Origin of the sequence: Actinomadura rubrobrunea NBRC 15275 (assembly GCF_001552235.1) — a bacterium.
Lineage (GTDB): Bacteria > Actinomycetota > Actinomycetes > Streptosporangiales > Streptosporangiaceae > Spirillospora > Spirillospora viridilutea.
In genome coordinates this window covers 19,033-33,363 of sequence record NZ_BCQU01000073.1, presented here as the reverse complement: position 1 = coordinate 33,363, position 14,331 = coordinate 19,033, and the positions used below count along the sequence as shown (strand labels likewise).

Sequence of the window (14,331 nt, the reverse complement as noted above, 5' to 3'; positions counted from 1 at the left end):
CGTCCTGCTCGAAGCCGACGCAGCGGCGGCCGAGCAGGACGCCGTCGCCGGCCGCCTCCATCAGCACGGTGTTGAGCGCCGACCGGCGCAGGCCGAGGGCGGGGGCGCCGTGCCGCTCGGCCTCGGGGGCGATGTCCCAGCGGGCCAGGCGCCGGCCCCGGTCGGACCGGAACTCGTGGTGCACGATCTCCACTCCGACCTCGGCCACGCGCTCGTCCAGTTTCAGCTCCCGCAGGGCGAGCAGCGCGTTGTGCCACAGCATGAAGCCGCCGCCGGCGAGCAGCCGGTCGGGGGACGAGCGGCGTTCCAGCACCACGGTGTCGATGCCCGCGCGGCGCAGGCCGATGGCCGTGGTCAGCCCGCCGATCCCCGCGCCCACCACGATGGCGTTGCGCACCGCCGCCATGCCGCGTCTCCCTTCTCTTCGCACGAGGCGGGCCGCCCCGGCCTCCCCGGCCGGGGCGGCCCGCCGGATCACACGCTGTCGAGCCGGGCGCGCACCTCGTAGATGCGGCGCTCGACGCCCTCGTCGCCCCAGTACGGCAGCATGGGCGCGGCCATCTGCAGGTGCCGCGGGTCGTTCTCCCAGGCGCGGAAGGCCTGCTCGCTCTCCCACTCGGCCAGCAGGATGTAGGTCCGGCCGTCCTCGGCGTCCCGCAGCAGCTCGTCGTGCAGGTGGCCCGGCGTGCCCCGCACGGTCTCGGTCACCTGCCGGTACGCCTCCTCGAACTTCTCCTGGTCCTCTTCCCGTGGGGTGGCGCGCACCACGATGCGTACGGTCACGGCTGTCACTCTCCCTTTCTGGCGCCCGGCCCCGGCTCGGACCGCGCGGGCGCCGGTCCGGACGCGCGGTCAGAAGCGGTCGATGATCTCCAGGACCTGCTTGCTGGCGGACTCGCGCAGCGGCTCGAAGGCGGCGGACATGGAGCGGCGCTCCGGGCTCTGCTCGAACGCCTGCAGCGCCTCGCGGCTCTCCCAGTCGCCGGTGATGATGTACCTGCGGCGCTGCCGGGGGTCGCAGGTCAGCGCCTGGCCGAGGCTGCCGCGCGGCTGGGCCTCCTTCATCGTGCGCCGCCAGATGTCCTCGAACGCGGCTTCGCAGCCCTCGCGCACGAGCATGGTGAGCACCGCGCGAACCATGGTCGTCTTCTCCACGATGAACTCCTCGATGCCCCCGTCAGATGCCGCCGTCGACGCCGAGCACGGCGCCCGTCACGTACCGGGCCGCGTCGCTGGCCAGGAACAGCACCGCGTCGGCGACCTCGGCGGGTTCGCCGAGCCGGCCGAGCGCGGTCATCTCGGCGTAGCGGCGCTTGCCCTCCTCGCCGCGCGGGTTCTTCTGGCCGGTGCCGTCGATGACGCCGCAGGTGACGGCGTTGACCCGGATGCCCTCGGGGCCCAGCTCCTTGCAGAGGGCGCGGGTGAGCCCGATGATCCCGGCCTTGGACGCCACGTAGTGCGCGGCGTTCGGCATGCCGTGCTCGGCGACCGCCGAGGTGATGTTGACGATCGACGCGGGCCGGGCCAGCCGGTCCAGCGACGCGCGGATCATCCGGTAGGCGCCGCCGAGGTTGGTGTCGACGACGCGCGCCCACTCGTCCTCGGCCAGCTCGGCCAGCGGCAGATGAGTGATGATCCCGGCATTGTTGACCAGCACGTCCACGGGGCCGAAGGTCTCGTGGGCGCGGTCCAGCAGCAGCCGCGCGTCCGCCTCGCGCGACACGTCGGCGCGCACCAGCAGCGCGCCGGCGTCGCGGGCGGCGAACTCGGCGCGCAGGGCGTCCGCTTCGGCGCTCTCCTGGCGATGGCACACGGTGACGGACGCGCCCTGGTCCAGCAAGGCCAAGGTGATGGCGCGGCCGATGCCCCGGGTTCCTCCGGTGACCACCGCGTGCCGTCCCTTGAGACCGAAATCCATGGTGCCGCTCCCTTTGCTCGGCTCCTCGCCCCCGGGAGGAGACTGCGAGTGGCTCATGGCTTGGAGCGTCTCAGGGAGGGGTTAAGCAGCGGCCAGCCGCGGGAAAACCCGGCGGGCCGTGCCCGCGCGGCCGCGCGGGCACGGCCCTCACCCGATCCATGCCTCCCAGCTCGGCAGCGCGCGGTCGTCGGCCGCCAGGATCGACTGGTGCAGCGTCTGCAGTTCGCGGCTGGGCTCGATGCCGAGGTCGGCGACGTACGCCTCCCGCAGGGCGCGGAAGGTCGCCAGGGCGTCCGCCCGCCGCCCGGCCAGGCACAGCGCCACCATGAGCTGCGCCTGGATGCGCTCGTGCAGCGGATGCTCGGCGGCCAGCGCGCGCAGCTCCCCGATGACCTCGGCGTACCCGTTCAGCCGCATCTGCAGCCGGATGCGCCGCTCCAGGGCGGAGATGCGCGCCTCCTCCAGGCTCAGCGCGACGCCCTCCAGCACGGGCGAGGAGCGGACGTCGACGAGCGCGGGCCCGCGCCACAGGTCGGTGGCCGCGCTGTAGAGCCGCAGCGCCCGCTCCAGGTCGCCCGCGTCGCAGGCCATCCGTCCCAGTTCGCACAGGCGCTCGAACCGGATGAGGTCGAGCGACTCGCCGTCCAGCTCCAGCCGGTAGCCGGGGGCGCGGGTCACGATGACCGGCCGGTGCTCCTGCGCGGGCAGCGCCGCCAGGATCCGGCGCAGCTGCGAGACGTACACCCGCAGCGCCTTCAGCGCGGTGCGCGGCGGGCGGTCGCCCCACAGCTCGGAGATCAGCGTGTCGGTCGAGACGACGGTGTTGCCCCGGACCAGCAGCAGGGCCAGCAGCACCCGCAGCTTGTGCGCCCGGGGCGTGCGGATCCGCGTACCGTCGTGGATCTCGAGCGGCCCGAGCACCGCGAACCGCGTCCCGGACACGGGCTCGGGGACCGCCGGCGACGCGGCGGGCGGGGTCGGCCCGGACGCGGTCGCCGACAGGGCGTCCATCGCGCTCGGCTCCACCGGAGACTCCTCGGGTCAGCTCCCGGCGGGGTGGGTTTCCACGGACAGCTGGGAGACGCACCGCATCAGCGCGTTCTGGAAGTTCTGCTTGAACTCCTCGGGCGAGGAGGCCGGCCGGCGGTGCGTCAGGTAGGGCGCCAGCTTCTGCTCGACGTTGTGCACGCCCTGCTGGCGGGCCATGTGCCGCGCGATGGCGGCGAAGTCGCCCTCGTAATGGATGACGCGGACCATGAACTCGTCCTTCACGAAGACGGCGGTGCCCAGCAGCCGGCCCACCGGCTCGCCGTTCTCGTCGCGCATCTCGGGCGTGTCGACCCGTTTGAAGTCGGCGAAGATCTTCTCCAGCTCGTCCTCGCAGCCGGGCTTGACCCGGTAGGTGATCGCCGCGTACGGCATGGGAACCTCCCAACGAAAGCCGATTGCCGTCATCGCACACGCCGCCGCTTGAGGCTCGCTGGACCGGCGGTGGGCGCCCCGGTGCGGCGGCGGACGGCGGGCGGTCAGCCGATGCGGACGCGGCTGTGGTCGCCCAGGACGAACTGGTAGGCCCGGGGCTGCGCGGCGGCGGGCGTGATGACCACGTCCTTGCCGACGAGCGAGTCGCGCATGCGCCGCACGCCCAGCACCGAGGAGCGCTCCATGACGATGGAGAACTCCACCTCGGTGTCGCGGATCACGCAGCCGGGGCCGATCGAGGTGAACGGGCCGACGTAGCTGTCGCGCACCACCGCGCCCGGGCCGATGATCAAGGGGCCGACCAGCCGCGACCCGCTGACCCGGGCGCCCTCCTCCACCACGACGCGGCCCACGGTCTGGCAGTCCTCGGCCACCTCGCCGACCACCCTCGGCTCCTGGGACTCCAGGACGAGCCGGTTGCACTCCAGCATGTCCTCGACCCGGCCGGTGTCCTTCCAGTAGCCGTGCACGACGTGGGACGTGACCCGCAGCCCCTGCTCCAGCATCCAGCGGATCGCGGTGGTGATCTCCAGCTCGCCGCGCGCCTCCGGCTTGATGGAGCGCACGGCCTCGTGCACCACGGGGGTGAACAGGTACACGCCCATGATGGCCAGGTCGCTGCGCGGCCGCCGCGGCTTCTCCTCGACGCCGACGAGGCGGCCGTCGCGGTCCAGTTCGGCCACGCCGAACGCGCTGGGGTCGGCGACGGGGGTGAGCAGCAGCTGGGCGTCCGGCCGGGTGCGGCGGAACGTCTCGACCACCCCGGTCAGCCCGTCGACGAGGAAGTTGTCGCCCAGGTACATGACGAAGTCGTCGTCGCCCAGGTAGTCGCGCGCGATGAGCACGGCGTGCGCGAGGCCCAGCGGGGCCTCCTGCTGGATGTAGGTCACGCGCAGCCCGAACCGCGACCCGTCGCCGACCGCGCGGCGCACCTCCTCGGCGGTGTCGCCGACGATGATGCCGGCGTCCTCGATGCCGGCCTCGCGCAGGGCCTCCAGGCCGTAGAACAGGACGGGCTTGTTGGCGACGGGCACCAGTTGCTTGGCCGAGGTGTGCGTGATGGGCCGCAGCCGCGTGCCGTGCCCGCCGCACAAGACGAGCGCCTTCATTGAGCGACCTCCCCGCTGTTCGAGTGGATTGCGGCCAGTGTGGGCGGCGGCGCTGACCACTCGCTCAAGGGGAGGTCGAGAATCGCGGGCCGGTCCGCGGCCCGATCAGCTGGCGCCAGATATTGCGGAGCACGCTATTTCGTCGGGCGCCATCTGCCGTGCGTTATTCAGAGGAGATTTTGCTGGGGCGGTAGCGGGCCCCGGCGCGCAGGGTCTGTCCGAGGGTGCGCAGCAGGTCCTGGAACTGTTCGCGCAGCTTCCCCTTGGACGGGGCGAACAGCGGCACCATCCAGCGGGTCGTGCCGGGCGCGATGTTGTACACGCGGTACTGGATCAGGCTTCCCCCGTTGTGGTCCTTGACGATGTGCTCGCCCCGGTACCACCACTCGCCCTGGAGGGAGACGCGCCGCTCCGCCTCGTCCACCGTGACCTTGCCCAGCCCGGATTGCTCGAGAAAGCGCACCAGCGCCTTCCACACCTCCTTCGGGGGAGCGTCCACCACTCCGGAAGCGGACCAGGTCGGCTTTTTCGAATCGGACATCCAGGCATTCCCCTCTGCCTTGTCGAACAGGTCCGAGAAAAAGGACGGAAAAACACTTCCGTGCCGGTCCTATGGGAACCGATTCCGCGGCGCCCGGTCAAGTCGCGGCCGAGGAAAAATGGGAAATTGCGCCGTCCGCGCCGACATGACGCTTCCGGGTGGTGGACGCCCGCGCGGACGCCCCGGGTCCTCGCCTCAGGGGCGGACCGCCTGCAGCAAGTGCCACGGCCTGGGCAGCAGCAGGCTCGGCACGGTGACGGTCGACTCGAACTTGAACCCGGCGCCTTCCAGCAGTCCGACGAACTCCCGCTCGGTGCGGACCCGCCCGCCGGTGACCGCCTGCAGGCCCAGGCTCATGCTGTCGAACTCCGACGGCATGGCGTCGTCCGGGCGCATCCACTCGATGACGACCAGGCGGCTGCCGGAGGGCGCGCCGCGGAAGACGCTGTCGAGGATCCGCGCCGCGTCCTCGTCGCCCCAGTCGCACAGCACCTGCTTGAGCAGGTACAGGTCGGCCCGGGGAGGGACGTCCTCGAAGAAGCTGCCGCCGACGAACGACAGCCGGTCGGCCACGCCGGTGCCCGCGGCCCACTCGCGGCCCTTCGCCACGATGTCGGGCAGGTCGAACACCGTGCCGGTGACCCCCGGGGTCTTCTCGAGCAGCCGCGACAGCAGCACGCCGAGGCTGCCGCCGACGTCCACCACCGTGGACACGGGGCCGAGGTCGTAGTGCTCGGCGATGGCCGCGCCGGCGTCGCCGGCCAGGTCGGCCATGGCGGCGGCGTGCCAGGCGCGCTCGTCCGGGCTGTGCCGGTAGTAGTCGTAGAGGTCCTCGCCGTTGTCGTCCAGGACCGGCTTCCCGGTCAGGACCGTCTCGTACAGCCGCCCGGCGCGGTTCCAGATGCCGGGGGTGAAGTTCATCATCACGATGTTGCGCATGCCCGCCTCGTGCGAGCACAGCAGCCTGCCGAGCTCGGTGACGGAGAACGTCGTCCCGTCGGACGTCTCCAGCAGATCCAGCACGGCGCAGGAACGCAGGAACCGGCCGAGCGAGTCGGCGTGCGCGCCGAGCTCGGCGGCCAGGTCGTCGGTCGTCCGGGGGCCCGCGGCCAGCCGCTCGGCCATCTCGAACCGGACGAACGTCGCGATGATCTGCGGCTCCCACGGGCGGAAGACGATCCTGTTGAGCTGTCGTACCTGCTCGGAGGCGTGGTCGGGGGACATGAGGCCACCTTTCACCAGCGTTGGGCAACGGCCGGGTCGATGGTCCACGCGGCCGCTCGAACCGTGCTCGACCGGCCGCGGGACGCGTCGTCAGCGGACCGTGACGGTCTTGAACATCCCTTCGAAGGCGCTCTTCACGCCGGTCTGCGGATTGCGCACGAACGACAGCACGGCATAGCGCCCCGGCGGCAGGTCGATCTGGAAGATCCCCTCCCGCCCGGGGGAGACGGCGAGCATGCCGCCGACGGTCTCCCGGAAGGGGTCGGGGACGCTCGTGTCGCCGTTCTGCAAGGCGTCGAAGTACCGGGCGACGTCGGCGTCGGTCGTGCCGGGGACCACCCGGACGATGATCACCTCGTGCGGCTGCCGCGCGCGGTTGCGCAGCAGGACCGAGGCCTTGCGGGGCCACGTGCCGGGCATGACGAAGCGCTGGCCCGAATCGGTCGCCTGCGCCTCGACCACGGTGTTCACCTTGGGCGGCCGCGCGTGCCGCGGTTCTCCCGCGACGCGGAACCGCTGCAGGTGGGTGAGGCCGGTGCCGCAGCCGTCCGTGGCGCCTTCCAGCGCCGTGTCGGACATGTAGTAGGTGCCGGGCTCGAAGTGGGAGGTGACGGACACGGGGCCGGCGGGGGTGACGGAGACGCCGCCGCGGAAGTCGACGTCCCGGTAGATGGCCCGCAGCGCGGGCAGCGCCACCGCGGGGTCCGGCGAGTAGCTGTCGGCGAACTCCTGGTTGACCTGCTCCAAGGTCACCCCGTCGCGCAGGCGCAGCAGCGCCCACCAGTGCCCCGACGGGTCCGGGGTGGTGACCCGGAAGGTGACGAGGCCGGGCGGGCGGGGGTCCGGGCCCGGGGCGCAGAAGCCGTCGGCCGTGACCTCGACCGGCACCACCGGCGGACGGGACGGGACGGAGACGGCGGCCGCGGCGGGGCGGGCCGGCGCGACGCCGGTCGCCGCCGGCAGCAGCGGCGCGACGAGGGCGGCGGTCAGGACGCAGAGCGGTCTCAAGGTCGGCATGCGATCTCCTATGCGCGGGACGGGGTGCGTCGCGGCACCGGTCCGAGAACGTCGTCGAGATAGGCGGCGACCTGGGGGCCGTGCTCGAGGCCGCCGCGCAGGCCGATGTGGCCGTCCGGGCGGACGAGGTAGATCCGCGCGGCGTCGGGCGCCGCGAGGCCGGCCCGGGTGCCGTCGACGTCGACGATCACTTCGACCCTCGGGTCCACGTCGGTCATCAGCCGGCGGATGCGCTCGCGGTCCGGGCGCGGTCCGGGCAGCACGAGCAGCGTCCAGCGGCCGTCCCAGCGGCCGGGCGCGCGCCGGCCGGCCGCCGGCCCGTCGGCCCCGCCGAGCAGCTCGCGGGTGAGGGGGGAGTCGGGGTAGTCGACGGCCAGCTGGGTGCGCTTGGGCCGGTTCGCCGCGATCGCCGCGAGCAGCGGTTCGCGGCCGGGCGCCTCCTGGACGCCGAAGTCCAGGGAGCGTTCGGTGCGCGCCAGCAGCTCCTCGAAGACGGGGCGCCGCTCGGCCTCGTAGGTGTCCAGCAGCGTCTCGGGGGCCCCGTCGGCGGCCACGGCGGCCAGCTTCCAGCCCAGGTTGAAGGCGTCCTGGACGCCGGTGTTCATGCCTTGGGCGTGCACGGGGGCGAACACCCGCGCCGAGTCGCCCGCCAGCAGGACCCGGCCGACGCGCAGCCGGTCGGCGAACCGGTTCTGCAGGCGCACCCGCCAGGCGAACAGCCCGTCGCTCAGCCGCACCTCGCCGACCCCGCACAGCGGGGCCATCGCCGCGGCGATCTCCGCGGGTTCGGGATCGCCGCGCCCGTCGTCGCCGTCCGCCGGCTCCCGCCGCACGACGAAGACGCGGTGCCGTCCGTCCGGCAGCGGCACGCAGCCCACGTGCCCGCGGGCGCCGAAGAACATGTGCGCCTCGTCGGGCGGCAGGGCGAACGGCAGGTGCACGCGGGCGTCGATCTGCAGCATCCGCACGCCGGTGAACCTGCGCCACTCCCGCCACGCCACGCCGAGCGCGTCGCGGATGGAGGCGGACGCCCCCTGAGCGGCCACCAGCCAGGCCGCGCGGACGGTCGACCGCCGTCCCTCCGCGTGGCGCAGGGTGACGGTGACGCCGTCGTCGTCCTGTGCCACCGTCTCGGCGGACGCGCCGCGCAGCACCGTGACGCCGAGGTCCGCCAGGCGGCGCTCCAGGTACCGCTCGGTCACGTTCTGCCCGACGACCAGCGGATACGGTCGGGAGCTTCCGGGTTCGGCCATGTCGACCGTGCCGATGCGCTCGCCGAACAGGTGGTAGACGCGCCGCGCCATGCGGGCGCCCTGGGCCACGTAGTCGTCCACCGGCAGCCCCATGGCGTCGAAGACCTCGAGGGTGCGCTGGTAGACGGTGCAGCCGCGGGTGCTCTGCCGGGGCAGGCGGCGCTCCTCCACGACGCGGCAGGGCACGCCGCGCCGGGCCAGCTCGACCGCCACGGTGAGGCCCGTCGGCCCGGCCCCCACGATCAGGACCTCGGTCTCCATCAGGCCGCTCATGACGACCGATCGTGAAGCGGACGGGTCGGCGGACGCTCGAATCGGCGCGGTGCGCCGCCGCGGGCCGCCGCCGCGGCTTCGAGCGGTCTTCCAGCCGCGCTCCCTAGCATCGGCCTGGCTTTCCGCCGGCGACCCGGCGGCGACCCCGCCATGCCAGGACACGACGCGAGGTCTTCGATGATGCGACACAGATCCCGAACCGTTTTCGCGGTGCTGTTGGCGGCACCGCTGCTGGCGGCTCAGTCGGTGCCGGCGCGGGCGGTGTCGGCCGCCGCCGACTCTCGGCCCGTCCGCCTGTCGGGGGCCAGCCCGTTCGCCTCCTGCACGTCGGACGCCACGCCCGGAGAGACGTACACGCTGCACTCCGAGGTCGAGTCGGCGGTGGCGGTCGACCCCGCCGATCCGCGCCGCCGCGTGGTGGCCTGGCAGCAGGACCGCTGGATGTACGGCAGCGCGCGCGGCCTGGTGGCCGCCGTGACCGCCGACGGCGGCCGCACCTGGCGGCAGGTCGTGCCGCGGCTGACGCTGTGCTCGGGCGGCGAGTACGGCCGCATCACCAACCCGTGGCTGGCCTTCGGCCGCGACGGACGGCTGTACGCCGCGATGATGGCCGCCAGGAACGAGCCGCTGAGCACCGGGATCATCGTCGTCACCTCCGATGACGGCGGGCGGACCTGGAACGCCCCGGTGGAGATCGCCTCGGACCCGATGTCGGGGTTCTTCCACGACAAGCCGGGGCTCACCGTCGACCCGCGCGACCCGCGCCGGGCGTACCTGGCGTGGAACCGGTGGAACAGCACCGAGCACACCCACCAGCTGCTGTTCAGCCGCAGCGTCGACGGCGGCCGCACCTGGTCGCCCCCGCGCGCGGTGCACAGTCCGCCGCCCGGCGACGGGACGATCGGCAACCAGATCGTCGTGCTGCCGGACGGCACCCTGCTCGACCTGTTCCACGAGGGGCCGTTCGCGCCCGGCCCGGGGGCGGGCGCGGCCGCCGACCCCGAACCCGGGCCCGAGCGGCTGCGCGTCATCCGCTCCACGGACGGGGGGACCACCTGGTCGGCGCCCGTGACGATCGCCGAGACCGAGCTGGGCGCCCCGGTGCTTCCCGGCACGACCACGCCCATCGTCGGCGCCTCCCTGGTGCCCGACGTGGCCGTGGACGCCAAGGGCCGCGTGTACATGGTGTGGAACGACGCGCGGATCAGCGACAGCCGCAGCGCGGTCGCGCTGACCGCCTCCTTCGACGGCGGACGCACCTGGACCCGTCCGCGGCGAGTGAACGCCACGCCCGACTCGCCGCCCGGCGGTCCCGGCCAGGCGTTCACGCCGCAGGTCGACGTCGCCGCGGACGGCACGGTGGGCGTCGCCTACTACGACCTGCGCGACGACGGGCCCGGGGCGGGCACGTCCGCCGCGCACTGGCTGGCGAGCTGCCGTGGCGCCGGCTGCGTCGCCGGCCGGGGGTGGCGCGAGCAGCGGCTCGGCGGACCGTTCGACCTGGACCAGGCGATCCGCTGGTTCGGCGGCCCGTTCCTGGGCACCTACACCGGGCTGACGCACGCGCGCGACCGGTTCGTGTCGGCGTTCGTGATGAGCGGCCTGCGGTCCGGCGACCCCCAGGACGTGTACGTCCGCGACGTCCCCGCGCTGCCATGAGCGGCACCGTCCCGGTCGAGGAGACCACCTCCGTCCTGGTGGTGGGGGGCGGCCTGACGGGCCTGTCGGCGGCGGTGTTCCTCCGCCGCCACGGCGTCCCGGTCACCCTGGTCGAACGGCATCGGGGGGTGCTCGTGCACCCCCGGGCCCGCACCGTCAACCCGCGCACCCAGGAGCTGTTCCGCCAGGCGGGCCTCGCCGACGACGTGCGGGCCCGCCGCAACACCGGCACCGGCGACCTGATGATCAGGGCGGAGACGCTGGCCGGCCCCGAGCGGAGCCGGATGGGCGAGAGCCCCGGCGAGGACCCCACCGCCTTCAGCCCGTGCTCGTGGGTGCCGGTCGACCAGGACCGCCTGGAGGAGCTGCTGCGCGAGCGCGCGGCCGACCTGGGCGCCCGGCTGCGCTTCGGCACGCTTGTGGAGTCCTTCGAGCAGGACGCCGACGGGGTGCGCGCGACGGTCCGGGACCTGGACGACGGCGCCGAACGCGTCCTGACGGCCGACTACATGATCGCCGCCGACGGCGCGGACAGCCCCGTCCGGCGGCGGCTGGGCATCGCGAAACCGGGGCCCGGCGTGCTCGGCGAGACCGTGACGCTGGCGTTCGAGGCGGACCTGTCCCGGCACGTGCGCGGCCGCAGCATCGCGGTGTGCCACGTGGACCGGCCGGTGCCCGGCACCGTGATCGTCCCGCACGACGGGGCGGACCGCTGGGTGTTCAGCGTCCCGCTGGCCCGGGTGGACGAGGCCGAGGCGGCCGACATGATCCGCAAGGCGGTGGGCGACCCGGAGCTGGAGCCGCGCCTGGTCCCGCAGCTGCGCGACGGCACCCGGCTGCTGCGCTACACCATCTCCGCCGGCGTCGCCGAGCGGTTCCGCGACGGTCGGGTGTTCCTGGCCGGGGACGCCGCGCACACGATGCCGCCGGTGGGCGCGCTGGGCTCGGGCACGGGCATCCAGGACGCCCACAACCTGGCCTGGAAGCTGGCCGCCGTGCTGGACGGCCAGGCCGGCGCCGGGCTGCTGGACACCTACGAGGCCGAGCGCCGGCCGGTGGCCGAGTTCACCATGCGTCAGGCCCTGCTGCTGATGCGGGACCGGACCGGCCGCAACGTGCTCGGCACGGACGAACCCGCCGCCCCCTACTACGGCGTCGTCTTCGGATACCGGTATCCCGACGGCGCCGGCGCCGTGGACCCGGAGGCGTTCCCGCCCGAGGAGCTGACCGGGCAGGTGGGCACCCGCGCCCCGCACCTGTGGATCGGGCACGGCGGCGAGACGGTCTCCACGCTCGACCTGTACCGGGACCGCCCCGTGCTCCTCGCCGGACCCGCCGGGGAGGCGTGGTGCGCGGGCGCGCGCATCGCCGCGGACCGGCTGGGCGTCCGGCTGGACGTCCACGCCTTCGGCGCGGACCTGCACGATCCCGGCGGGGTGTGGGACCGCGGACACCGGATGCCCGCGAACGGGGCGCTGCTCGTCCGACCCGACGGGTTCGTCGCCTGGCGCAGTCCGGATCACCCCGTCGACGCGGCGGACGCCGTCTCGGCCGCCGTGGCGAACCTCCTCCACATCGGCTTGTAGGAGTCCGGCATGCGAGTTCTGTTCACCACGTTCCCCGCCCCCTCGCACTTCTTCCCGATGGTCCCGTTGGCGTGGGCGCTGCGCGCGGCCGGACACGAGGTGGCCGTCGCCAGCCAGCCCGGGTTCCTGCAGGCGGTCCGCGGCACCGGGCTGCCCGCGGTGAAGGCGGGCGCCGACGTCGACCTCGGCGCGGTCTGGTACGGGCCCGGCGAGACCGACCCCGACTGGCGCGGCGACGAGCGGGCGCGGTCGAGCCGCGCGATGCGGATGTTCGCGGCCGTGGCCGAGGCGATGGCCGACGACGTGATCGCCTTCGCGCGCGTCTGGCGGCCCGACGTCATCGTGTACGAGCCGCGCGCCTACGCCGGGTTGGTCGCCGCGCACGTCCTCGACCTGCCGCTGGTGCGTCACCTGTGGGGCACCGATTACACCCTGGAGCGCTGGGACGTCGAGGGGCCGTCGCTGGCGCCGCTGCTGGAGCGCTACGGCGTGCCGGACGCCGACCACCTCGGCACGGTCACCGTCGACGTGTGCCCGCCCCGCCTGCAGTCGGCCGCCGCGCCCAACCGCACGCTCATGCGGTACGTGCCGTTCAACGGGTCGGGCACCGTCCCGGACCTGCCGTCCGGTCCCCGCGCGCGGCCGCGCGTGTGCGTGACCTGGGGGACGACGTTCGTCAAGCAGACCGGCCACCTGGACCCGGTGCGGCACGCCGTGGAGGCGCTGTGCGACCTGGACGTCGACGTGCTGGTGGCGATCGGCGCGGGGCACCGGCATCTGCTCGGCGAACTGCCGAGGGGCGCGCTGGTGCTGGAGTCGGTGCCGCTCCACCTGTCCCTGCCCGCGTGCGACGCGATCGTGCACCAGGGCGGCGCCGGCACCATGATCACCTCCGCGGTGCTGGGGGTGCCGCAACTGGTGGTGCACGCGCTCGCCGACGAGCCGTTGAACGCCCGGCAGGTGGCGGCCGCCGGCGCCGGGCGGTCGCTGCCGCTCGCCGAGGCCGCGATCGACCGGATCCGCGCCGAGGCCGGCGCCCTCTTGGAGGACGCCGCCTACGGCGCGGCCGCGCGGTCCATCCGCGACGAGGTCGCCGCGCTGCCGCCCCCCGCCGCCCTGGTCGACACGGTCGTCGCCCTCGGCGCCGGGGGACGGCGCCCACGGGACCTCAGCGGGGTGTGATCCTCGGCACCGGCCGGAACACCAGCACGGTGTTCCCGGCGGCGGCTCGCCGCCCGGTGAGCTCCAGGCCCGCCGCGGCGGCGAGCCGCTGGTACTCGCCGACCGAGCGCTCCCGCCCGCCGGAGGTCACGAGCATGTCGATGTCCAGCAGCCGGGCGATGTCCAGGGCATTGGGCCGGCCGATGGTCATCTCCACGACGTGGACGCGCGCGGAGTCGTCGTCGCCGATGGCCTCCCGCACGTTGCGCAGGATCCGCAGGGCGTCCTCGTCGGGCCAGTCGTGCAGCACGTGCTTGAGCAGGTAGGCGTCGCAGCCGGCGGGGACCTCGTCGAAGAAGTCGCCCGCCGCGCACTCGACGCGGTCGGCCAGGTCCCAGGCGCCCAGGACGGCGTCCGCGCCTTCGACCGCCGCGGGACGGTCGAACAGCACGCCGCGGCAGTCCGGATGGCGCCGCAGCACCTCGGCCAGCAGGTAGCCCTGCCCGCCGCCGATGTCGGCCACCCGGGCGCCGGGCGGCAGGTCGACGGCCGCGGCGACCGCGCCGGCGCCGCGCCTGCTGGCCGCCGTCATCGCGCGGTGGAAGACCTCGGCCAGATCCGGCTTGTCCTCCAGGTACGCGAACAGGGTCGTGCCGAAGACGCGCTCGAACGCGGGCCGCCCGGTGCGCGCGGTGTACAGGAGGGCCTCGTAAGGCCGCCAGAACAGCTCGGTGCCGTTCATCAGCACCAGGTCGCGCACGCTGTGCTCGGCGTCGGCGCGCAGCAGCTCCGACATGGGGGTCAGCCGGAACCGGCCGTCGGGCAGCTCGGTGAACACCCCGAAGGCCGCCGCGGTGCGCAGCAGCCGCAGCAGGGTGGGCTCATGGCAGCGGGTCCGCCGGGCCAGCTCGCCGACCGGCTGCGGGCCGCCCGCCAGGTGGTCGGCGACGCCCAGCTCGGTGAGCGCCCAGATCACCGGGGCGACGACCCGGCCCATGGTGAGCATCATCAGCTGGTGCCGGGCGGGCAGCGCGGCCAGCAGGTCGAAGGGGGAGCGTTCGGCGAGATCCTCGTCCTGCCGCGGCGCCGTCGTCGTGTTCTCCATGCG

The 14,331-nt window shown here is 74.1% G+C and carries 15 protein-coding genes; 3 read left to right on the top strand and 12 right to left on the bottom strand.

Annotated features, from left to right (window positions below; all coding sequences use genetic code 11):
* From AR3_RS21215 to AR3_RS21165, 11 genes are all read right to left on the bottom strand, one after another.
* Positions 1 to 406 (bottom strand): FAD-dependent oxidoreductase (locus AR3_RS21215; RefSeq protein ID WP_157406733.1); only part of this gene is annotated, 406 nt, incomplete at its 3' end.
* Positions 407 to 474: 68 nt separating this feature from the next.
* On the bottom strand, positions 475 to 783 hold the full coding sequence (locus AR3_RS21210) for an antibiotic biosynthesis monooxygenase family protein (protein WP_067916130.1): 309 nt from the start codon (positions 781 to 783) through the stop codon (positions 475 to 477).
* 69 nt (positions 784 to 852) lie between these two features.
* On the bottom strand, positions 853 to 1,155 hold the full coding sequence (locus tag AR3_RS21205; protein WP_067916128.1) for an antibiotic biosynthesis monooxygenase family protein: 303 nt from the start codon (positions 1,153 to 1,155) through the stop codon (positions 853 to 855).
* 22 nt (positions 1,156 to 1,177) lie between these two features.
* Complete coding sequence (locus tag AR3_RS21200) at positions 1,178 to 1,918, bottom strand: SDR family NAD(P)-dependent oxidoreductase (RefSeq protein ID WP_067916126.1); 741 nt, start codon at positions 1,916 to 1,918, stop codon at positions 1,178 to 1,180.
* Between the two features lie 147 nt (positions 1,919 to 2,065).
* The gene (locus AR3_RS21195) at positions 2,066 to 2,944 is read right to left on the bottom strand and encodes an AfsR/SARP family transcriptional regulator (protein ID WP_106258440.1); all 879 of its coding nucleotides are present in this window, start codon (positions 2,942 to 2,944) and stop codon (positions 2,066 to 2,068) included.
* Positions 2,945 to 2,959: 15 nt separating this feature from the next.
* Entirely contained in the window at positions 2,960 to 3,340 is a 381-nt protein-coding gene (locus AR3_RS21190) for a SchA/CurD-like domain-containing protein (RefSeq protein ID WP_067916122.1), read from the bottom strand.
* Between the two features lie 104 nt (positions 3,341 to 3,444).
* Positions 3,445 to 4,509 (bottom strand): glucose-1-phosphate thymidylyltransferase, encoded by a 1,065-nt coding sequence (locus AR3_RS21185; protein ID WP_067916120.1) that lies wholly within the window; start codon positions 4,507 to 4,509, stop codon positions 3,445 to 3,447.
* A gap of 163 nt (positions 4,510 to 4,672) precedes the next feature.
* On the bottom strand, positions 4,673 to 5,050 hold the full coding sequence (locus AR3_RS21180) for a hypothetical protein (RefSeq protein ID WP_146150219.1): 378 nt from the start codon (positions 5,048 to 5,050) through the stop codon (positions 4,673 to 4,675).
* Between the two features lie 195 nt (positions 5,051 to 5,245).
* Positions 5,246 to 6,274 (bottom strand): methyltransferase, encoded by a 1,029-nt coding sequence (locus tag AR3_RS21175; RefSeq protein WP_067916117.1) that lies wholly within the window; start codon positions 6,272 to 6,274, stop codon positions 5,246 to 5,248.
* 90 nt (positions 6,275 to 6,364) lie between these two features.
* On the bottom strand, positions 6,365 to 7,291 hold the full coding sequence (locus tag AR3_RS21170) for a hypothetical protein (protein WP_067916115.1): 927 nt from the start codon (positions 7,289 to 7,291) through the stop codon (positions 6,365 to 6,367).
* An 8-nt stretch (positions 7,292 to 7,299) separates the two neighbouring features.
* On the bottom strand, positions 7,300 to 8,817 hold the full coding sequence (locus AR3_RS21165; RefSeq protein ID WP_067916113.1) for an FAD-dependent monooxygenase: 1,518 nt from the start codon (positions 8,815 to 8,817) through the stop codon (positions 7,300 to 7,302).
* A gap of 210 nt (positions 8,818 to 9,027) precedes the next feature.
* Here AR3_RS21165 and AR3_RS21160 point away from each other — a divergent pair, with 210 nt between their 5' ends.
* From AR3_RS21160 to AR3_RS21150, 3 genes are read left to right on the top strand one after another with little or no spacing between them, the layout of a single operon-like run.
* Positions 9,028 to 10,476 (top strand): sialidase family protein, encoded by a 1,449-nt coding sequence (locus AR3_RS21160; RefSeq protein WP_067916111.1) that lies wholly within the window; start codon positions 9,028 to 9,030, stop codon positions 10,474 to 10,476.
* Positions 10,473 to 12,062, top strand: coding sequence for an FAD-dependent oxidoreductase (locus AR3_RS21155; protein ID WP_067916109.1), 1,590 nt, complete (start codon positions 10,473 to 10,475; stop codon positions 12,060 to 12,062). The genes AR3_RS21160 and AR3_RS21155 overlap by 4 nt, the downstream gene beginning before the upstream one ends.
* A 9-nt stretch (positions 12,063 to 12,071) precedes the next feature.
* On the top strand, positions 12,072 to 13,244 hold the full coding sequence (locus AR3_RS21150; protein ID WP_067916107.1) for a nucleotide disphospho-sugar-binding domain-containing protein: 1,173 nt from the start codon (positions 12,072 to 12,074) through the stop codon (positions 13,242 to 13,244).
* Here the strand turns inward: AR3_RS21150 and AR3_RS21145 are convergent.
* Positions 13,231 to 14,328, bottom strand: coding sequence for a methyltransferase (locus AR3_RS21145; RefSeq protein WP_067916105.1), 1,098 nt, complete (start codon positions 14,326 to 14,328; stop codon positions 13,231 to 13,233). The genes AR3_RS21150 and AR3_RS21145 overlap by 14 nt on opposite strands.
* Between the last annotated feature and the right edge of the window lie 3 nt (positions 14,329 to 14,331).

Bases quoted from the DNA above. Each gene is read 5' to 3' on its own strand.
- AR3_RS21175 (WP_067916117.1), bottom strand. From the start codon at position 6,274: ATGTCCCCCGACCACGCCTCCGAGCAGGTACGACAGCTCAACAGGATC.
- AR3_RS21180 (WP_146150219.1), bottom strand. From the start codon at position 5,050: ATGTCCGATTCGAAAAAGCCGACCTGGTCCGCTTCCGGAGTGGTGGAC.
- AR3_RS21145 (WP_067916105.1), bottom strand. From the start codon at position 14,328: ATGGAGAACACGACGACGGCGCCGCGGCAGGACGAGGATCTCGCCGAA.
- AR3_RS21155 (WP_067916109.1), top strand. From the start codon at position 10,473: ATGAGCGGCACCGTCCCGGTCGAGGAGACCACCTCCGTCCTGGTGGTG.
- AR3_RS21165 (WP_067916113.1), bottom strand. From the start codon at position 8,817: ATGAGCGGCCTGATGGAGACCGAGGTCCTGATCGTGGGGGCCGGGCCG.
- AR3_RS21200 (WP_067916126.1), bottom strand. From the start codon at position 1,918: ATGGATTTCGGTCTCAAGGGACGGCACGCGGTGGTCACCGGAGGAACC.
- AR3_RS21150 (WP_067916107.1), top strand. From the start codon at position 12,072: ATGCGAGTTCTGTTCACCACGTTCCCCGCCCCCTCGCACTTCTTCCCG.
- AR3_RS21185 (WP_067916120.1), bottom strand. From the start codon at position 4,509: ATGAAGGCGCTCGTCTTGTGCGGCGGGCACGGCACGCGGCTGCGGCCC.
- AR3_RS21190 (WP_067916122.1), bottom strand. From the start codon at position 3,340: ATGCCGTACGCGGCGATCACCTACCGGGTCAAGCCCGGCTGCGAGGAC.
- AR3_RS21170 (WP_067916115.1), bottom strand. From the start codon at position 7,291: ATGCCGACCTTGAGACCGCTCTGCGTCCTGACCGCCGCCCTCGTCGCG.